We start from the raw sequence: 19,237 nt of genomic DNA on the forward strand, positions 1-19,237 counted from the left end.
ATTTTACCAAAAACATCTTCTCTTTTCACCAATTCAATGGAAAACACTCCGTTCAAGCGTTTTTTTGGCGCGCTTCTGACGATCCTCGGCATTTCGGTATTGCTTTTTGCGTGCATCGCATTCCTGTCTGACAAACCGGTACTCGGATTGACCGTTTCCAAGTGGGAATCGATCGTGCCTTTTCTGGTTGGTACCGTATTTCTGCTTACCGGAGTGAATCTGGTCAAAGGTTAGCCGAGCGTACCAATCCGGCGCCTACTGTGCATTCAAGGCATTTTTTTGGCAGGCAATAGTTATTATACCACTCGATAAGCGCCTGCGAGTCGGCTGAGGTTTTTACCCGCATTCCAAGTGTCGCCCATTCTCTTGTGATCCGGTTGTTTTCGGAAGGAATCTGAGACAACCAGTATACGGCTTTATCCAGGAGCTCCGGCTGGCGGCGTTGTTTGGCATATGCCACTAAAACAGGCACTATTCCGTTGATAATCAGTGATGAGCCGGCATCTTTTCCCATGGATGGTACCGGCGTGGCTGCTTTTTTATCAAACACATAGTGGCGGACCCAGTATTCCGACTGGCTGAGCTGAAACAATTCCTGCATTCTTTCAAACGAATTAACAGAAATAATGGTCGAGAAAAGGTTGCTTTCAAAGCTAAGTAACCGGGCGAGTTGCGCTAATCGGATAGTAGGGAACCCTGCCGGACGGAGCTTCGCGAATTTCCATTCGTGAGACTGCATTTGCTTGTCGGCCAGGTTGTACTTGGTGCTCAGAAACCGGAACTCTTTTTGTAATGCCCGCACATATAAATCATCCGATTTTTCGGGAATCAGGCCGGCGCACCCCAGTAAAACTGCTTCGATATAAAGCAGCCTGTCCCGGTGTTTATGAATGATTTTCAACGGTACAATCTGGGTAAGCCTTAGAAAAGCGGGATCGTTGAGTTTAAAGCCAAAATGCATTCCCAGCCACTGATAAGCCGTTTCTTCCCAATCGTTGCGGTTTTTTTCCAGGAGCTCGATAACCGCAGATGCCTTTCTTTGCAGGCGTTCCAGCAGCACACGGTCCAGCATTGCATACTTATGGATCTCGTGCACCTCACGAAACATCGACGCACAGGGAATGGCGTCATCGAGGTCCTGCAACAATGCATACCTTTCCAGGATGCTGCTTTTCACGAGTCCTTTGAGCGATAACGTTGGAATTAATGTGCCATCCTGCCTGAGCACGGGCTTATCATTTTCCCAAACCAGGTGCAGGATCACGCTTTCATAAGCCAGATTAGTTTCGTGGGTGTGAACAAACCAGTCGGAAGAGCGCACATGGATTTCAATATTCCCGTACCAATGCACATCGTCGATCACCACACAGGCTTCCAGAAAATCTGGGCCGGCGTTGGTATTTTTGTGACCGGTCCGGATCACGGAAATACACTTCTGATCGTCTGTGAGGAGATTTGCGCTCTCAAAGTATTGAAACCGCCAGACAAAACTCAGGATTTCTTCATTCATCATAGTAAAGGACAGATACGGGTGATTCGCTAAATATTGGTTTTGATTTCTTTGTCTAAACCTGATTAGTTTCTGTTCTTTGTACGCTGTTTTTGTCCTTTGGTCTCGTTTTCTTGAAGTGAAAAGTTCTTTTGTCCGCCGTCTGCGATTTATTGCGCTAAGATTACTGCTCCTGTTTTTTGGAATATCAATTATTTGGGTGGTCATTCTCAGGTTCTTACCGGTCTGGGTAACACCCTATATGCTTTCCAGGAAGATTGAAGCGTTCAAAGAAGACAAAGACACCGAGCTTTTTCACGATTGGGAATCCTACGAGAATATTTCGAAAGAAGCGGCTTTGGCAGTAGTTGCTTCGGAGGATCAGAACTTTCCAAAGCACTGGGGTTTCGATTTTGACCAGATCTATAATGCGGTCACCGAAAAGCGGAAACGTGCGCGGGGGGCAAGTACTATTTCTCAGCAGGTAGCCAAGAACGTTTTTCTTTGGCACGGGAGAAGCTATTTCCGAAAAGGACTTGAAGTATATTTTACTGTGTTGATCGAGTTGATCTGGGACAAAGAACGGATTCTGGAAGTATATCTCAATGTAGCCGAAATGGGAGAAATGACCTTCGGTGTGGAAGCGGCTTCGCTGCGCTATTACAATAAATCAGCAAAAAAACTGACAAGGTATGAGGCCGCGCGCATTGCAGCGGTTTTGCCTAACCCCATCCGGTTCTCAATCAGAAATCCGTCAAACTATGTTAATAAGCGTACAGGCCAGATTGTGAGACAAATGAAGTACCTGGGAGGACAGAAATATCTGGACAACCTGTAAATTCTATTTCAATCTCGTTTTTTAGGTTCACGTGAAGAAGCGGGCGTTGTCGGTTTTACCCGTTCACGGGAAGAAGGTCTGCTAACCCCCTTGTCTGGTGCCGGCCGGCTTGTAGCTGGTCTGGTTACCGGTCCCGGCGTTTCCTGGCGATCTGTGGGGCGTGATGGGCCGGGTCGCGTAGTAGTCGTGGGCCCTGGTTTTTTTCGTTTTACAGGTTTTTTATTGACTGGTTTCGCCGGTACTGCCGGCTTGACGATCACCGGCTTTCCGCTTTTGTCAAATGAAGGAACACGGTAACCGGCGGACCTGGCTTTGGGGTTTCTTTTAACAAACAATGCGGAACCTTCCCTCGCGGATGCAGGTCGGGAATAGGTCGATCTGTAATCTCCACGATTGTATTTCGTGCGTACAATAATCGATCTCGACCGGAAATTTGCACCGTAATACTGCCCATACCATCCCGGATTCCTGAAATACTTCCATTTGCGATAGCGCGCATTGTAATATTTATGCCAGTGATAGTGGTACCCGTAGTAGTAATGCCAGTAATGCGGCCGCCAGGGTTTCCAGTTGGAGGGGTAATAGTTCCAGCGCCAGGGTGAATGCCAGACCGAGTAACCAGGCACGAAAATATAATGCACCATTGGCCAGGAGCTTACCGAAACGGGACTGCTTTGAGTCGTTCCTACCGTTTCCAAACCAGAATAGCCGGGATTGGCGGTTTCGGTATTGTTGGGTTCGATGATATAATCCTTTCCGTAAAGGTCCTCGTCGCCGACCAGCTGAATGAGTACTTTTCCGTCACTATTTTTCTCCACGAAAAAGACGGCAATATTCTGGTCTTCATTTTCACTGACCGCAACTTTCAAAGTAATGGTATGAATGTCACCGTTCACATTGTCCGACACACGGATGTAGTCAATATTTTCGTCTCCGTTGAGGTCGAGGTTATTGATTTCCGACTGTTCCGAGTTCAGGCTTCTTTCAAAAGCTTCCAGTGTTTTTGATTCCTGAAAAAGCCTCATCACTGCATATAAATTGAGATTATCTCCCGGTAAGTCTAATTTTTCGGTCTCGAATTGAGCAATGGCCGGGGCGCCTGCCCCAAATAGGAACAGTAGTAGCAGGAAGGGTAGTAATTTTTGCATATCGTTGAGTTAAGGGCTTTGGATAATCACTGAAAGCCAGCTTCTTGGCAAGAAACTCCAAACTAAGTGATTTTCTTTCACTTCACCCACGTACCGTTCAACATTACTTTCTCGATATTCCTGACCGCTGCAAAGTTTTCAAGCGGATTTCCTCTTACCAGCACCAGATCCGCCACCTTCGCTTTTTCAATGCTTCCTAATCTGTCATCAATCCTGAAAAAGCGGGCATTCTCGATTGTAGCGGCCGATATTACTTCGGCCGGGCTCAATCCGCTTTCGATCAGCAGCTCCATTTCGCGTTGGTAAGCCCACCCTTTCCCGGCATAGGGGATCATAGCGTGCGACCCGGTAACGATCCGGACCCCCGCTTTTCGCAGCTTACCCGTTAGTCTTTTCATTTTATCAAAACCAGCCAGCCTCACCGTGTCCAGCGGTACATTAGTTTCCTGCTGATACTCGAATGCTCCAAGCGTCGGACTTACAAATGTGCCTTTGGATGCGAGAAATCTGGCAAGAGAATCTGCCTGCCGACTATCAACTTCTATTTTTTGCCAAACCTCGTATCTTCCCCTTTTCCTGGCGTTATTATCAGCGAGTACAATTTGCCTGTATTTTTCGCCTTCTAACTGAGGAATAAGCGACAGCCCGAAAGAAGTAATATGTTCGATCCCGTCGAGGCCTGCATTGATTGCTTCCATAGCTTCGGTTGTTTCCAGATGGCCGGTCACCGGTAACCCACGGCTATGCGCAGCTTTACAAACCTCGCGGATGATGCCTGGTGGCAGGCGGAAATAAACCTTGATCACAGAAGCGCCACGATCAGCCATTCGGTGCACCTGATTAACTGCCTCTTCCGCATCCCGCACGACATACGCATCCTTTGGATAAGCCGGCGGGAACATATCAATATGCGGGTCGGCGAGAAATAGGCGCGGAACAGCCTTACCGGATTTTCGTTCCCCGTCGTACGCTTCGATCCATGCTCCGGGGTCTCGCAGGGAAGTGACACCGTTCTGAAGAAAGAGGGAAGGCAGGCCTTCGACCCCGTCGAGATGAAAATGCGCGTCGATAAATCCGGGTAGCAATGACATACCGGCACCACTTACTCTTTCGGCTTCCGCCGGCACCATGATTTCCGATGTCTTCCCGACCTCCGCAATAAGGCCGTCGCGCACGATCACGCAGCCGTCTGTAATCGGTTCTCCGCCGTTCCCGTCTATGATCAGTACGCTGGTGATGGCTATGGTCTTGTTGCCTTTCGGGATTTCTTTTTGATTGATTTCCCTGATATCAGGAGCTGGCTTTTCCGTTGCAATTCTTTGTTTGCAGGCATGAAACGCGATAAATCCCGCCATGCAGAAAATCAAATACCACTTTTTCCCGAATACTTGCATCTAAACAGATCGCTTTAAGGTTAACAGGCAGATTGCCGTGCATCAGCGTAATATTTTCCGCACTGCAGATTTTCTGTATTTTACTACTATTAAGTGTTAAAATCGTCTGCCGGTCATTTCAGCCCGCTTCATCCCGTCATGATCACCTGCTGTATCGTACCGTCGGCGTTATAGTACAATTCATCCACGCAAACAGAGCGGCGGTGACTGCTACCGTCAGGCAATGCGCCATTGTGATAGAAAAAGTAATTTTTTCCTTTGAATTCCACAATAGCCGGCCGGTTTGTTTCGCAGTTATAAGGGACTTTGTTTAAAATTCCTTTGAATTCCCATGGGCCATCAATACGCCGCGACATGGCGTAGGCGACCTGCTCGGGTTTTTCGTAACCGTACGACAGATAATACCAGCCGTTTTGCTTATGAATGTGCGCACCTTCCTGGAAACCAGGCAAATCGATCACCCGGATTTCTCCATGTAGTTCAGTCATATTTTCACTTAGCCGGACAAAATAACATTTCCCAGCGCCCCAAAACATATAAACCTGCCCATCGTCGTCGATTAAAACGGCAGGATCCAAATTGGCCTTTTCGTTGACTGTCGCGGGAAGCATCTGATGCTTTACGAGCGGCTCTCCAATCGCGTCCCGAAATGGGCCGGCAGGCGCGTCTGACACAGCGACACCAATCGCCTTGCCGGGCTGGGCGGCTTGTGTAACAGATACGTACCAGTAAAATTTCCCCGCTCTTTCAATTACTTTGGAAGCATAGGCGTCTCCCGAGGCCCATTGAAAATCGGTGGCACGGAGCAGGATGGAGTGATCTTTCCAATGCAAAAGATCCGCAGAAGAAAAGCCAAGCCAATTGTTCATGACGTAGTTTTCAGTCCCGACGGGCGCTTCATCATGGCCGGTGTACAAATACAGTATGTCTTTATAAACCAGCACCGTGGGATCGGCGGTAAAGAAATGGCGGATTACAGGATTCATGGCCTCTTTTGTTTGCTTTCCGGAAATCCCTAAAATATCCCGCCAGCTTTCAGATCAGGCCGAGACGCCTGGCGCCTTCCAATGCTTCGATGGAATTGTTGGCTTTCAGCTTTTCGAGAATGCGTTGCCGGTGTGTATTGACGGTATGGTAGCTGATTTTCAGCATGTCCGAAATCTCCTTGCTCAGTTTACCATCACCGATCATCTGCAGGACTTCTTTTTCACGGGCGGTCAAAAGGGGATGGACAGGCTGGTTTTTCGGTTCAAGGCAAATCATTTCGCCGGTGTTAAAATTAATGATCTGAAACGGTACATGCTTCCGTTCAGACTGGTTGGGCGAGATGTCCAGAATGCCAAGCGAAAGCCAGATGTTGCCGGAAGCGTCCGATTCGAGGATCTGATGTTGTTCCGTCACGCTTACATACTTGTTTTCATTCGTGCGGATACGGTATTCGGTTACCATTTTGTACTGCTTTCTTTCTCCCGCCGGCAGGCTCATTAAAAACTGCATGGCGGCATATCCGTTCCGGTTCAGTTCTTTGAGGTCGTCAGGATGTATTTTTTTGTCAAAAACATCATTGCAAACTTCCCCGGGGTGTTCTTTGAAATAGCCATATAATTGATAAAAGCTGCCAGAAGTATAAATGTGCGTCCGTTTTTGCATATCGTAGACTGTAATACCACTTTTTGTCAGCTGCGCCATGGCGCGCACGGCGGTCAGTTTCTTTTCCAGCATCAGCGATTTATGGATATCGAAATTGAAACTGCGAGAGAGCAGCTCGTGGTATTCAGGTAGCCGGTTGTGCGGAGGTATCGCGGAATTGAGTAATGATAAATCAGTATTTCGCCTCATAGAGATCCTGGTTTTCTTTGTATTTTCTTACGACAACTTAAAGCCGGTTCACCTTAAAAATGCAACGGGAATTTTTATCAAATCCGTCACTTTCCATGAGCTATACCGTGTTGAGGGGAGCAGATACCGTGTGGGGCCAGCAGTTTGCCTTGAAACTGGCCAGCGAAAAAAGGCATTTGATCTTGCTGGGAAAGAACATGCCCGTACTTACGGACCTGGCGCTTCGTATCAGAAATGTTGGTAAGCAGCAGGTCGTCGTTTATCAGATTGACACTGCCGACAGTCAAAGTATCATCGCTGTTTGTGAAGTCCTGAATGCCGGCTTTGAGATAGATTGCTTTATTAATTATGCGGAAAATGATGAAATGATAGACAAGTGGGCCGACAGAAGCGTTTTTGAACTGGATCAGCTACTGAAAAGTACTCAGTTTGCAAGCTTTATTTTTACCCATCAACTGTTACCCAATCTCTTGCTTCATGGCCAGCCGGAAATTATAAACGTATTCGATCAGGCAAATGTCAGGTCGCCGACCGGCCGGTGGTTGATCGAAAGTACTTCGCTTTTCTTTGAAAATTTGCAAATTGAATATAAGGAAAGCGGCTTACGGGTGCAGAACATTCCGGCAAAACTGCTTGACCCGAATGGCGTGTTTCCGGTACCAAAAAGAACGAATTTCTGTTGATACGTTGCCTGGGAGAGCAAATAGTGTTTCCATATTTTAGTTTCTTTGCCAAGGTATAAGCAACGGTTGTTTATCAGAAACTTAGCAAGAAAAATATGGATGCAATTGAAATCAGAAAAGCGAAGCTGGAAGAGCTGCCCACATTGTTACAATTTGAGCGAGGTATCGTTGAAGCCGAGCGACCGTTTGACGAGACGTTTGTAAAAGAAGATTTTAAATATTACGATCTCGCTAAGATGATCGAAAGCGACGAAGCGGAAGTAGTGGTGGCACTTGTCAATGGCCAGCTGGCCGGCAGCGGGCACGCACGGATCCTGCCCGCCAAGCCCTATAATCAGTTCGATCGCTATGCTTTCCTGGGTTTTATGTATGTCGTTCCGGAGCACCGTGGTAAGGGAATCAACAAGCTAATTATAAAGAGTTTAGTTGAATGGGCAAAAGCGAAAGGGCTTCCAGAAGTTCGCCTGCAGGTGTATGACGATAACAAACCTGCCGTGACAGCTTATGAAAAAGTGGGCTTCAAAAAACACCTGACCGAAATGCGCCTCACAACGGATACTTTACTGTAAAATGACCCAGGATCTGCAACCCGTATTTTCACACGCTGAGCCGGTTTTGTCTGTCAGCGACGTATCTGCGTCCATTCGCTACTGGCAGGAAGTGCTCGGTTTTCCGGGACAGTGGACCTGGGGAGACCCGCCAAGTCACGGTGGCGTATCCTGGCATGGCGCATTTATTCAGTTTTCATACAATCCCGAGCTGGCCAAGTATCCGCATGGGCAATACATTTGGGTGCGCGTCCAGCATATCGAGGTGCTCTATCAATTGCATCAGGAAAGGAAAGCGGATATTGTCTCGCCCCTCAAAAAGCAGGGGTACGGCTTCGACGAGTATACAATCAGGGATCTGAATGGATATTACATCAGTTTTGCTGCTCCGTCGAATGAAAAAAAGGGTGTATCAGCCAGCTTACCGGATTCTGTGCGTATAGTAGGTCGGGCACCTTCTCCTGCCGAATACAGATCGTTGCTGAATGCGGTTGGCTGGACAAATGAGGCTTCGCATGCAGAACTGCAAAGGCAATTGGAAGCTGTTCAATATGCTGTGGTGGCTGAAAATACGGAAAGTAGCCAGGTTATTGGATGTGCGTTGCTGCTTGGGGACGGTTTCAGTTTTTATTATGTGAAAGACGTTGTGGTTCATCCCGGCTGGCAGAGGAAACGCGTGGGATCTGCTTTGATGCAGGAGTTAACAAGCTGGCTGGACCACAATGCGCCGGACAAGGCGATGGTTGGGTTATTTACCGGCGAGCACTTGTCGTCATTTTACCGGCAGGCCCAATTCGGACCTGCCTTCGGAATGATCAGGATCATCGACCGCAAAAAATAGCATGTAAGTAGCTCGGCGGTTATTACCAGCCGAAACCATAATCTTCGCCATGATTACTCGATCCGCCCCAGAAGCTGCCGTGCTGCCAGTCGAAGTAAATCGCGTTGATCGGCCCGCTGGTTCTGGGTTGGTAAGATAGCTTATAGCCCATCCGGGAAAGCTCCTTTCTGGTCCAATCGGGCATTATTTCGTTCAGGATTAAGCCGCCAGGGATTTTTTCATGCGCACCGAAGCTGCCATACATTTGCAGTGTTTTAAAGCTGGGTGCCTCCGTCGCTTCCTGTACCGTCATTCCGAATTCGACCATATTTAAAAAGAATTGCAGCAAAAGCTGATCCTGTTCATCGCCGGCTTGCTTGGCGAAGGAAAGAAATGGCTTTCCGTCCTTCAGGGCGAGACTTGGTGTAAGGGTAACGCGTGGCCTTTTGCCCGGCTCCACTACATTGAATGGGTTTTCCCGGGGATCAAGTACGAAAGATTGCATCCGCTGGCTTAATCCTACGCCCGTATTTCCGGCAATGCAGGCCGGGACCCACCCGCCGCTGGGCGTAATGCTCACTACCCAACCTTCCTCATCCGCCGCTTCTACCGAAGTGGTGCCGGCAGTGAATTCCTTCATAAACTTTTCGCTGGGTCCATTTTCACTATGATCCAGGGCCGCATGGAAATTCCCCCACTTTTTGATCTGATCCGTATATGGGTTTTTCTTTCCTTCAAAAGGGTAGGGATCGCCCGGAAGCACCTTCGCATCGTTTTTTTCAAGGTCGATCTGTTTGATCCGCTCCTTAGCATATTCCTTGGAAAGCAATCCTTTCATCGGTTCCTCCGGCGCGAAAGCGGGGTCCCCGTAGTAAAAGTCACGGTCGGCGAAAGCCAGGTTCATTACCTGATACAGCGTGTGCACATATTTCGAAGAATTGTAGCCCATCCCTTTGAGATCAAAGTTTTCGAGCATATTAAGCGCCTGCAACATCACCGGCCCCTGCGTCCACTGCTGCATTTTATACACTTCGATTCCCTTATAATTGACCATAAGCGGCTCTTCGATTTTTACTTTCCAGTTGGCAAGGTCTTGTTCAGTAATCAGCCCCCCTTGTTCCCGGGTGCTTCTTGCAATTTCTTTGGCAATATCACCTTTATAAAACCGGTCGTAAGCTGCATAGATAGCCTCCTTTCGTTGTTTTCCTTTCTTTAAAGCCTGCTGTTCGGCATCAACGAGCTTTTGCAGTGTGGCCAGCAGATCTTTTTGCACGAAAATTTCCCCCGCGTCAGGTGCTTCCCGTTGCTGGCCCAGATGCGGCAAAAATACTTTTGTAGAATACGGCCACTTTTTAATTTCGGCCTTGTCCTTTTCGATCGCATTCGCAGTCTGCGCTTCAATCGGATAGCCTTCCGCCATTTGCATCGCAGGTGCCAGAACGTCTTTGAGGCTCATGGAACCATATTCTGCGAGCATCGTCATCAGCCCGCCCGGAGTTCCGGGTGTGGTAGCGGCGAGCGGTCCGTATTCGGGCGGATATTTCATTCCTTTACTTTTGTAAAACTCAGCAGTTGCGCCGGTAGGGGCCACACCCATCGCATTGATAGCGATCACTTTTTTCGTTTTAGGATTATATATCAAAGCCTGTGTTTCACCTCCCCAGCTTAGCACGTCCCACATCGTGCAGGTTGCGGCCAGCATGGCGCAGGATGCATCCACCGCATTTCCTCCTTTGCTGAAAATCATCGCGCCGGCAGTTGCTGCCAGTGGCTTCCCGGTAATTCCCATCCAATGCTTCCCATGAAGCGGGGGCTTTTGTGTTGTGACGGGGAAGTTGTTGAACGACTGGCTTTTCGCTGAGAATGTAGTCGCAATTGTCAACAAGATTGAGGTCAGTATTTTTATTTTCATGAATTGAGAATTTGAATGTCCTGGCAGCCTTCTGATGAAGTCGACTTAAAGAATAATGCGTTGGGTATCTTTTAAAATTAATGAATGCCCGGAACCTACTGTAAAAGCTGCGATCAGAGGCTTATTTTCAATGATAAATCAATGCAGGAGCCGTCGGTTTTCAGTATATTGCTCTTACATCGATTTGAATACTCCCATAATTTCATCAGCAATGGCGCGATTCAAGACACTTTCTTCCAATTTCTACATCAGCACAATGGTCGAGCATGGGACGCTGACCTTTTTTCTGGATGGTAACCAGATTATCAGCGCCAGGGATTCTATTGATTCGAAGGAAATGATAATCGAATCCGGTGGCCACGAGTATCAGTGGCAGGTTAATGGGAAAGATGGTCTGACCAGATATTCCATACGCATGACGAACAATGGCGTCGCGGTACCCGGAACAGGAGTGGGGCCGAGGACTCTCAAAGGCGGTGATACGGATTTTAGTGGAGGTGAATTTCGGGCCAGCTAGTTTACTTCGCAGAAGATGAAAAATGTACTTTTATGTATTTTGTCGATTATCAGTGCCTTGTTTGGTTTTTCGAGCTATGCCCAGCCGGGAGATGATTTTTCAAAACAGGATACTGTGATTGCCAAAAAGAGCCTGAACGAAAAGCTGCAATCCAACAGAAATACCACAAGCACGGGTACAGTCAGCAACCTGCCGAGTATTAGCCTGACTTCAATTTTTTCGGATACGCAGGCTGAGGCCAGATTTTCGCTCAATGCGGGCGAAAGCCTGTTTAACATTGGTCTTTCACAATCATTTTCTGAAAAGCCCAAAACCGCAACTTTTCTGGACCTGGAAGGGATCACCACCGGAACCACATTTTCAGTCGCCTGGCAGAGGACTATGGGGCGTACCGCTATTCCGGGGCGACTGCCAATCAGCGATTTGCGGAAGTTTATCGATGTAAAGCACAAGGTGCGTGAGCGTAAAAAGATGGATCCCGCCAAAGATGTTACGTTTCTGGATATGGACGAGTCGGACAAAAAGGAATTAATAGAAGCGGGTGCGGTTGATCTTGATACTTTTGCCACGCCGTGGATATTCACAGCCCGTTTCAGCGCCAGCCGGGTTGGATTCGATTATATTACTGATTCGCTCGCCGCTAAGCCACTGGCCACTACACGGATCGGGAAGAATTTCAATATTGCATTCTCCAAATTCAGGAGTCTATATACCTACTACTCGTTCTCTTACAGTCTGGTAATCAACCATGCCAGTGGAGATGATATCTTAAACTATTCATTTCCAGTTGGTAACAATGGCCACGCATTCAGCTCGGAGGTTACTTTCGGCGAGCCTGTCCGAAGTGTTGATTCACGGATCAAGGCCGAGCTCCGGCAGATGGTGACGAAGGACAAAGTGCCGATTGTTGGTCTGAACCCAAGCCTTACTTGGCTCGTAAAAAGTGAAAAGCTCAATATCGACATTCCTATTTATTTTTTGACCAAACGGGAAGACGGCAATTTTAACGGTTTACAGGCAGGTCTGAAAATCGGGTATACGAGCCGGTTTGACGATGATTTTTTTGGGGATATTGTGGATCTGAAATCCCAAAAAGCATATTTCGGTCTGTTTGTTACCAAGCCGTTTTTGGTTAGGGAATAAGGTGATATTATGCCACCGCAATTGTTGGTGTTGTCACCAACAACAGCCAGACGCAGCGCACATGAATTGTGCCGGTGAAAACACCGGCAACGACAGCCCTGTAATTTAAAAAGCCGCTTATAGTTAAGATCATCACCTCACTGGTTTTTTTCTCAACAATATCTAATTTCTTCGGTATCCAGCATCGCTTTGGTGATTCAGGTATGACCTACGACGTGCGGAAATTTGGTGAAAAGGTTAAGCCGCAGGCTACGTTTACTTCAGATAGTCTGATCAGATTGATATCAATTACCGACCGGTACAAAATTAAAATCGAACCCAACTCAGCACCAGGCTACTACACATCTGTTTCCCGCATAATCTTTCTGAGCTTTGGTGTCGCTATACTGAATTTATTCAGCAAAATATTTGGCGAGGCGAGGTTGAAAGATACTTTTATTAGAAACGTTTATCGCAGGTTGATTTTGCTCGCAGCTGTTTTCGCAATTTCCGATGTTTTTAAAATTGCCGACTACATCATTTTTAATAGATTAATGCATAAAAATGTGACGACCGAGCATTTCGAGTTGTTCACTGATTTGGGTGATGGGCTGATCAATGGTCTGGTTATTTACGCTATTGCAATTATTTACAACCGCGGGCTGTCTATTATAGATGAAAACGCGCTAACCATTTAACCCGCGCCTATTATAGTAAATCTTGACGTGATGATGGCACGCCGCAAAATGTCACTGTCTGAGCTTGCTGAACAAGTTGATATTACCTTATCGAATTTGTCAATACTGAAAACCGGGAAGGCGAAGGCAATTCGTTTTTCAACGCTCGAAAAAATTTGCCAGGTGCTGGACTGCCAGCCTGCGGACATTCTTGAATTTGTGAATTGAACCATGCTTTTTTGAAGTTCACATATTATATCTAATCCAACAACTGAACCAATATGCCGGAAATTGTCGATCTCGAGATTTTCAAAAGCAATCTCGAAAAGCGTTTTAAGAACAAGAAGCTGCAATCAGTGAAGCTTGGCAAAAGTGCAAAAATCGAAACGTCTGAAAAGGAGTTTGAAAAAGCACTTGCGGGCAAAAAATTGAAAAGTGTCGGTCGAAAGGCCAAAGAGCTTTATTTCGATTTCGGCGACGGACAAGTTGTTTCAATGCATTTGATGCTGCACGGACAGTTAAGTGTGCCCGAAACTCTGCCCAAAGATTTTATAGCAGCATTTCTCTTCGACGAAACCGGCACGCTGGTACTGTCGGATTATCAGAAGGCAGCCAGGGTAACACTCAATCCAAAGGATAATGACGTAGTGGACGCATTATCTGATGAAATGACTCCCGAGTGGCTGACAGCACAACTCGGGAAACGAAGATCACCAATTAAGACAGTCATCTGTGACCCGAAAATCATCGGGGGAATTGGCAATGCGTATGCCGACGAAATTCTATGGGAGGCGAAAATACATCCCGAGTCAGTAGCGAATCAAATCCCGGCAAAAGAAATAAGCCGCCTTGCCAAAGCGATTAAAAGCGTTGTGCAGGATGCGATCAAAAAAATCAAAGAATCAAATCCCGACATTATTTCAGGCGAAATCCGCGATTTTTTGGCTGTTCACAATCACAAGCGAAAAACGAGCCCGACGGGCGGACAAATCAGAAATGCGACAGTGGGTAGCAGAAAAACGTACTACACGGAAGAGCAGATTAAGTATTGACAGACAGCCTTTACTTTAAAACAAAGCCCCCTGAACAAATTCCACATCAGGAAGACCTTTTAAAGGAAATCGTTCAACGATCTGAAATTTGTCGCCTTTAACCAGCGACCTTCTTAAAAGCTGCATTTCGTTCACGTGGAAACTGCCTGAAAACTGCTGGTACCTCCACTCAAACCACGCTTGCTCCATCTGCTTGTCGGTCATGTTCCTGGCGATTGTGTAGTGCGGGTCTTTGCAGTATTCATGCTCGGCCGGCGACCATTGCTGTATATGTTTGTCGATATCCGCCTTGAGTTTTTTAACGATAGCGATGATCTTTTCCGATGCAGCATCCGCGACATTCACATACATGGTGCCGTGGTCATACTTATTAAAACCATCAAGCTCCATATCAAATGGGGCGGATATTTCAGCGGCTCTTCTACATCCCTGGATAACGCGGTCGATCTTGCTTTCGTGAATGACGCATTGCATTACTGTCATGTGCGGTGTGAGATTGGCAGCGAACCTGCAGCCGTAACGCCTCTCAAAAAATTCTTTCACACCGGCGATGTGCGCTTTCGTGACTTCGTCACAGGAGAAGATCAGTAAATATTCCAGCATGTGCTTGCGGATGCTTGTCAATGTGCTGGGGTGATTGTTGTTGATGTGAATACTTTTCATTTTGTAGCTTGTTGAAGGTCAATGACTAGTAACACTACAAAAATAATAATGATATAATAAGTATCAAATAAATGATCTTAAAAATATCAGATATTTTTATCAGAACAATAATATGGCCAGCAGATAGCGCGAAAGCACTGCCGGAGGGCACACTGCGAAAAACAGTTGGATAAAAAAAATGAAATCAGCAGGCGACGGGACCTTCCTGCAGGCGAATCAATATGTCATTCAGCGCTTTGGTTGTCAGTGGTTTGACGATCAGATCCTGTACTATATCAAATGATTTTGCTCTGGCAACGTCCTCTTCGTCATTGGATGAGCTCACCAGAAAGATATTTACTTTTTTCGGGACGTTATGCAGCAGCTTACTTACCTCATCCAGGAACTGCCAGCCGTCGAGGACGGGCATGTTCAGATCCAGCAAAATCAGGTCGGGCAATTGATCCGGCGTGTGCAGATTGTCGATGAAAGCATCAATCGCCACCTGTCCATTGTTGAAGTAGAATGTTTGCTCCGAAATCCCTGCCCTGTTGATAATGATTTTGATCGCGAAACGGTAGATCTCGTCATCGTCTACTACCCAGAGGTTATTTACCTTATTCATTGAAAATTATTTTAAAAGCCGATCCTTTGCCCGGCGCACTTTCTACTTCAATTTTTCCTCCCTGTGATTCGACCTGTGTTTTCACAAGAAACAGCCCGACCCCATGCGCATCCTTGCTGCTATGAAATGTTTTATACAGTCCGAAAAGCTTTTTTCCGTGCAGGGCCATATCGATTCCCAGACCATTGTCCCGGCATTCGAGTACCGTCTTTTCATCGTGGTCCTTATAAGAGGTCAGCTCGATCCGGGGCGTATTGGCAGGGTTACGGTATTTGATTGCGTTGGATATCAGATTGGTCAGGATGCTCTCCAAATATACTCTTGGAAACAACACAGTGACTACGTCAAACCGGATTTTAACATCGGCATTGTTTATATTGAGGTCTGTATCAAAAATATGGAGAACCTTTTCAGTGAGCTCTTTCAAGTCAATAATTTCCGGTTCTATCACACTTTCCTTGATTTTGATCGCCCTGGAAAGGTCTTCCAGCGTCGAATTCAATCCATTCGACACTTCATTCATTTTCTCGAATAGCACTGCATTTTCCTCGTCAAGCTTTTCTTTGTCAACAAGCATGGAAAGCAATACCATATTCGTAGCGTGGTTTCTGATATTATGTGAAAGAATATGCGTGAAATTTTTCAGCTGCACATTGTTCCGGGTGGTAAGTTCAAGCGATTTGTGTAAAGCCAGTTCAGCAGTTTTGTAGCGGTCGATATTCATAAAAATCCCCCGCAGTTTCGTCACTTTTCCGTTTTCATCAAAAAGCGGTCTGCCTGTAAACCTTACCCAAACCGACTTGCCCGTAAGCGTGGTCGCCACAAGCTCCTCATCCCACTCCCGGCCAGTTTCTATCGCCTGGCTTACCGTTTCTTCAGCGATTTTTTTGTAGGGCTCCTGAATGTGGCTGTATAAACTTAACTGATTGAGCGGGTATTCCTTAGGGAGTTCCAGGATCTCATATATTGTTTTAGACCAGGTACTGACCTTGGTTGTCAGATCGTTTTCCCAGCCGCCTACCTCGCTGATCCGCCCTGCCTCCGACAGTAGAAATTCGCTGGCTGCCAACTTTTCTTCCACTATTTTTCTCTTCTCAATCTCACATTCGAGATCTCGGACAGTCCGCAAACTTACAATCAGAGGAAGTGTCCTGTACAGCGCAAAGACAGTAAAAATGGAAACAATCGCAGTAAACAGCCTGACCAGCGCGCTCAGCCTGTATGCAGGCCACCAGAACATCGACGCGTCAATTAAATGCGTAAGTCCGCAAAGCAGGATGAAAGCCACAAACAGCATAAATACCCGATGGAAGGGTAAATCCCTTCGTTTTCGAAAAACGATCAGCAAAAGGACGGGGATCGCAAAATACGCTGCCCAAATGCCCAGATCGGAAATGATGTAAAGCCAGCCATGAAAGTCGGACCAGTTGCCGCAAAACCATCTCGCGGGAAAATCGTCTGTATCAAGTAGCCTGGAAAAGAAAACTGAAATCTGATCTGACAGTGTTACTCCGGCATTTAACGGGGGGATTTTGCATAATGCAATGTTTGCAAATTGATCTGCAACGTGTTGCGTGCTATCAGGTTTCAAGAGTACTTTATAGAGGAACGGGTGTATCGAAGCGAAAGATAGTATTTAGTTAAGAAAGAACAATTTGGCACTTATACTTTTTTGAGGATGAAGTGTTTGTTTGATTTATCAAAAGATCTCAGCTGGCATTTTTCAGGTGATTTGCCACCAAAATATTTCCAGGAAATACCTTGAAAATTTTCATACTAAGTAAGATACGGTAGCCGTTGAACGTTTGTAACCGATCGTCATGAAACCTGCACCTAAATCTGTCTGCTATGAATCGAAAAATCCTGTCCCTGAGTTTTTTCTTATTAACCCTTGCGCAAGCCGGAGCACAGCCTGTCGATTCGGTCAGAATCCCGATTGGGCTTCCTTACATGCTTGAAATCAACCCCGATGCTCGAACAGCTGCAATGGGTTATGCCGGCGCTGCGTTAAGTCCCGACGCAAATGCAACTTATATCAATTCTTCGAAACTGGCTGCGGCGAGGGAGGATTTCGGTGCATCGGTTTCTTACACGCCCTGGTTGCCAAATCTCGTCGACGGAATGTGGTTAGGATACGCCAGTGCCTACAAGAAGCTGGGCGAAAGACAAGCTGTTGCTGCATCAGTCCAGTACTTTGATTATGATGTATATACTACGGGCGGTGCAGGTAACCGTGCGCACGACATTGCAATAAGCGGCATGTATTCACGGCAGCTCGATAGGAACTTTTCAATGGGGCTTACATTAAAATATATTTCTTCCGACTGGGGGCAGGGCGTCGTGGCTGGCAACAGTGTTAAACCCGGCCGGGCGATTGCAGCAGATATCAGCGCTTATTACAGAAAACGGTTGAAAGACGAATCTACAGGTCAGGACTTCAGTTGGTCGTTTGGGGCTGTTTTGGCAAATATTGGCAACAAAATCGATTATGGAGTTGGCGGAGGACAGTACTTTTTGCCTGCAAAACTCCGGGTTGGAGGCGGAATATCGTACTCTGCAACCGGGCGTCACAGGATTAATCTAATCGCCGACGCAAGCAAGCTGCTGGTGCCCACGCCAGTCGGCGGTTCCATCGTCAGTTCCCCAAAATCATTCGAAGCGATTTTCAAATCGTTCACCGATGCACCCGGAGGCTTTAAGGAGGAAATGCAGGAGATCATGATCGGAGTAGGCGCAGAGTACTGGTACAATGACGTTGTGGCACTGAGAGCTGGTTACTACAACGAAAACGAAAGGAAGACAAACCAAAAACTCGTGACCGTCGGCGCAGGAGCGCGTATATTTAAAAAATACCAGGCCGATTTCGGCTATGCCTTTTCCGCACAAAAAGGAAGTGCTGTGCTAGATACCTACCGTGCTACATTATCATTTTATTTGAACGGAAAAAAAGGGTAGGGGCTGTCTGAATTGTCATGCTGCAAATGGATCTGTCAGAAGAGGGATTACGTATATTAATACACGTTTAAATCCTCCGCCGGCGCACCTTTCAATTTGAACGCGATTTGCTGCAATTGATACAGCAGATCCGGCATTCCGGAAGAATTGCCTGGCACTGAGCGAATTCGAGTGACAGTTTTGTATAGCCATGAAAAAATTGATTGTCATCCTGACCGGGATTTTCTTCCCGGCCGTTTTTGCGATTGCCCAACCGGAGGTTGATGCCGGTTGGGTAATCGCGCTTAAAAAGGAAGGCGTTGTTGTATACAGCAAGGCCCTACCTGGTTCGAGGATCAAAGCTTTACGCGCCGAATATGTCATGGATGCTACGGTGCAGGAAATCGCAGATCTGCTTGTTGATATTCCGGCGACAACGAAATGGATGTGCCATGCCCGGTCATGCAAATTGCTGAAAAAGGTTTCTGACCGCGAGATGTATTACTACACCGAAGTCAGCTTGCCCTGGCCTCTGGAAAACCGCGACTTTGTCACCCATTTAAAAATCACACAAGACCCTGTTACAAAGATTTTGACCGTTAGTTCACCTGCTGTGCCGGGGGAGGTCGCACCCAAAAAAGGGCTTGTAAGGATAAATCATTCGCAAAGTGTGTGGAAGATCGTACCAGTCGCTGAGCGGAAAGTAAAAATCGAATACACGTTACGCGTAGATCCTGGCGGGATGATCCCTGCCCACGTTGTCAACTACTTCGCTAAGCAGGCGCCCTTCGAAACATTTACGCAAATGCAGGCAGAAGTCCGTGAAAGACGCAAGAGCCACCCTTAACTCCTGCGCCACAAAACCACAGACAAAGCCCGCCGAATCTGCTCCATCAAATAAGTAAGTAGCCCAATTTCAATGCTTTTCGACAACAACGAGGCATGCAGCCTGGCGTGTGTTTATCGAAAGGCACGCAATTTTACAGATTTGAAGCAG

At 46.9% G+C, this 19,237-nt stretch carries 21 protein-coding genes; 12 read left to right on the forward strand and 9 right to left on the reverse strand.

The features are described 5' to 3' along the window. Nucleotides 1–36: 36 nt before the first annotated feature. Nucleotides 37–234: a hypothetical protein gene (locus tag FXO21_RS17840; protein ID WP_149641352.1), complete on the forward strand. Its 198-nt coding sequence runs from the start codon at nucleotides 37–39 to the stop codon at nucleotides 232–234. Here FXO21_RS17840 and FXO21_RS17845 read toward each other — a convergent pair. Continuing rightward, nucleotides 224–1,513 carry a DUF2851 family protein gene (locus FXO21_RS17845; RefSeq protein ID WP_225865743.1) on the reverse strand — a complete coding sequence of 430 codons (1,290 nt, stop codon included), beginning with the start codon at nucleotides 1,511–1,513 and terminating at the stop codon, nucleotides 224–226. The genes FXO21_RS17840 and FXO21_RS17845 overlap by 11 nt on opposite strands. A 115-nt stretch (nucleotides 1,514–1,628) precedes the next feature. Here FXO21_RS17845 and mtgA point away from each other — a divergent pair, with 115 nt between their 5' ends. Further along, the gene (gene mtgA, locus FXO21_RS17850) at nucleotides 1,629–2,327 is read left to right on the forward strand and encodes a monofunctional biosynthetic peptidoglycan transglycosylase (protein WP_149641353.1); all 699 of its coding nucleotides are present in this window, start codon (nucleotides 1,629–1,631) and stop codon (nucleotides 2,325–2,327) included. Between the two features lie 8 nt (nucleotides 2,328–2,335). Here the strand turns inward: mtgA and FXO21_RS17855 are convergent, their stop codons facing one another. The 4 genes from FXO21_RS17855 to FXO21_RS17870 all read right to left on the reverse strand — a co-directional run bounded on the left by FXO21_RS17855 (nucleotide 2,336) and on the right by FXO21_RS17870 (nucleotide 6,708). Then, nucleotides 2,336–3,475 (reverse strand): hypothetical protein, encoded by a 1,140-nt coding sequence (locus FXO21_RS17855; RefSeq protein WP_149641354.1) that lies wholly within the window; start codon nucleotides 3,473–3,475, stop codon nucleotides 2,336–2,338. Nucleotides 3,476–3,552: 77 nt separating this feature from the next. Then, the gene (locus FXO21_RS17860; protein ID WP_225865744.1) at nucleotides 3,553–4,869 is read right to left on the reverse strand and encodes an amidohydrolase family protein; all 1,317 of its coding nucleotides are present in this window, start codon (nucleotides 4,867–4,869) and stop codon (nucleotides 3,553–3,555) included. Nucleotides 4,870–4,997: 128 nt separating this feature from the next. Then, nucleotides 4,998–5,855: a glycoside hydrolase family 43 protein gene (locus tag FXO21_RS17865; protein ID WP_149641355.1), complete on the reverse strand. Its 858-nt coding sequence runs from the start codon at nucleotides 5,853–5,855 to the stop codon at nucleotides 4,998–5,000. A gap of 49 nt (nucleotides 5,856–5,904) precedes the next feature. Next, nucleotides 5,905–6,708: a LuxR C-terminal-related transcriptional regulator gene (locus tag FXO21_RS17870; protein ID WP_149641356.1), complete on the reverse strand. Its 804-nt coding sequence runs from the start codon at nucleotides 6,706–6,708 to the stop codon at nucleotides 5,905–5,907. Nucleotides 6,709–6,767: 59 nt separating this feature from the next. Between FXO21_RS17870 and FXO21_RS17875 the strand changes: the two genes are divergently transcribed. The 3 genes from FXO21_RS17875 to FXO21_RS17885 all read left to right on the forward strand — a co-directional run bounded on the left by FXO21_RS17875 (nucleotide 6,768) and on the right by FXO21_RS17885 (nucleotide 8,780). After that, on the forward strand, nucleotides 6,768–7,391 hold the full coding sequence (locus FXO21_RS17875; protein ID WP_149641357.1) for an SDR family NAD(P)-dependent oxidoreductase: 624 nt from the start codon (nucleotides 6,768–6,770) through the stop codon (nucleotides 7,389–7,391). 95 nt (nucleotides 7,392–7,486) lie between these two features. Further along, on the forward strand, nucleotides 7,487–7,960 hold the full coding sequence (locus tag FXO21_RS17880) for a GNAT family N-acetyltransferase (RefSeq protein WP_149641358.1): 474 nt from the start codon (nucleotides 7,487–7,489) through the stop codon (nucleotides 7,958–7,960). Nucleotide 7,961: 1 nt separating this feature from the next. Next, complete coding sequence (locus tag FXO21_RS17885) at nucleotides 7,962–8,780, forward strand: GNAT family N-acetyltransferase (RefSeq protein WP_149641359.1); 819 nt, start codon at nucleotides 7,962–7,964, stop codon at nucleotides 8,778–8,780. A 22-nt stretch (nucleotides 8,781–8,802) separates the two neighbouring features. Here FXO21_RS17885 and FXO21_RS17890 read toward each other — a convergent pair whose 3' ends face one another. Continuing rightward, nucleotides 8,803–10,671, reverse strand: coding sequence for a gamma-glutamyltransferase family protein (locus FXO21_RS17890; protein WP_149641360.1), 1,869 nt, complete (start codon nucleotides 10,669–10,671; stop codon nucleotides 8,803–8,805). A 211-nt stretch (nucleotides 10,672–10,882) separates the two neighbouring features. Between FXO21_RS17890 and FXO21_RS17895 the strand changes: the two genes are divergently transcribed. From FXO21_RS17895 to FXO21_RS17915, 5 genes are all read left to right on the forward strand, one after another. Beyond that, the gene (locus tag FXO21_RS17895) at nucleotides 10,883–11,188 is read left to right on the forward strand and encodes a hypothetical protein (protein WP_149641361.1); all 306 of its coding nucleotides are present in this window, start codon (nucleotides 10,883–10,885) and stop codon (nucleotides 11,186–11,188) included. 15 nt (nucleotides 11,189–11,203) lie between these two features. Next, on the forward strand, nucleotides 11,204–12,331 hold the full coding sequence (locus FXO21_RS17900) for a hypothetical protein (protein ID WP_149641362.1): 1,128 nt from the start codon (nucleotides 11,204–11,206) through the stop codon (nucleotides 12,329–12,331). 203 nt (nucleotides 12,332–12,534) lie between these two features. Continuing rightward, on the forward strand, nucleotides 12,535–13,008 hold the full coding sequence (locus FXO21_RS17905) for a hypothetical protein (protein ID WP_149641363.1): 474 nt from the start codon (nucleotides 12,535–12,537) through the stop codon (nucleotides 13,006–13,008). Nucleotides 13,009–13,038: 30 nt separating this feature from the next. Continuing rightward, nucleotides 13,039–13,215, forward strand: coding sequence for a helix-turn-helix domain-containing protein (locus tag FXO21_RS17910; protein WP_149641364.1), 177 nt, complete (start codon nucleotides 13,039–13,041; stop codon nucleotides 13,213–13,215). A gap of 53 nt (nucleotides 13,216–13,268) precedes the next feature. Continuing rightward, the gene (locus tag FXO21_RS17915) at nucleotides 13,269–14,039 is read left to right on the forward strand and encodes an Fpg/Nei family DNA glycosylase (RefSeq protein ID WP_149641365.1); all 771 of its coding nucleotides are present in this window, start codon (nucleotides 13,269–13,271) and stop codon (nucleotides 14,037–14,039) included. Nucleotides 14,040–14,054: 15 nt separating this feature from the next. On the opposite strand, the gene FXO21_RS17920 is transcribed toward FXO21_RS17915, so the two are convergent. From FXO21_RS17920 to FXO21_RS17930, 3 genes are all read right to left on the reverse strand, one after another. Beyond that, the gene (locus tag FXO21_RS17920; RefSeq protein WP_149641366.1) at nucleotides 14,055–14,702 is read right to left on the reverse strand and encodes a 2'-5' RNA ligase family protein; all 648 of its coding nucleotides are present in this window, start codon (nucleotides 14,700–14,702) and stop codon (nucleotides 14,055–14,057) included. Between the two features lie 184 nt (nucleotides 14,703–14,886). After that, a complete protein-coding gene (locus FXO21_RS17925) occupies nucleotides 14,887–15,306 on the reverse strand; it encodes a response regulator (protein WP_149641367.1) in 420 nt (139 codons plus the stop codon). Continuing rightward, on the reverse strand, nucleotides 15,299–16,897 hold the full coding sequence (locus FXO21_RS17930) for a sensor histidine kinase (protein WP_149641368.1): 1,599 nt from the start codon (nucleotides 16,895–16,897) through the stop codon (nucleotides 15,299–15,301). Before FXO21_RS17930 ends, FXO21_RS17925 begins: the two co-directional genes overlap by 8 nt. Nucleotides 16,898–17,154: 257 nt before the next feature. Here FXO21_RS17930 and porV point away from each other — a divergent pair, with 257 nt between their 5' ends. Both porV and FXO21_RS17940 read left to right on the forward strand, forming a co-directional pair. Next, a complete protein-coding gene (gene porV / locus FXO21_RS17935) occupies nucleotides 17,155–18,261 on the forward strand; it encodes a type IX secretion system outer membrane channel protein PorV (protein ID WP_149641369.1) in 1,107 nt (368 codons plus the stop codon). A gap of 190 nt (nucleotides 18,262–18,451) precedes the next feature. After that, nucleotides 18,452–19,087: an START domain-containing protein gene (locus FXO21_RS17940; RefSeq protein WP_149641370.1), complete on the forward strand. Its 636-nt coding sequence runs from the start codon at nucleotides 18,452–18,454 to the stop codon at nucleotides 19,085–19,087. Nucleotides 19,088–19,237: the final 150 nt, after the last annotated feature.

Source organism: Dyadobacter sp. UC 10 (assembly GCF_008369915.1).
Lineage (GTDB): Bacteria > Bacteroidota > Bacteroidia > Cytophagales > Spirosomataceae > Dyadobacter.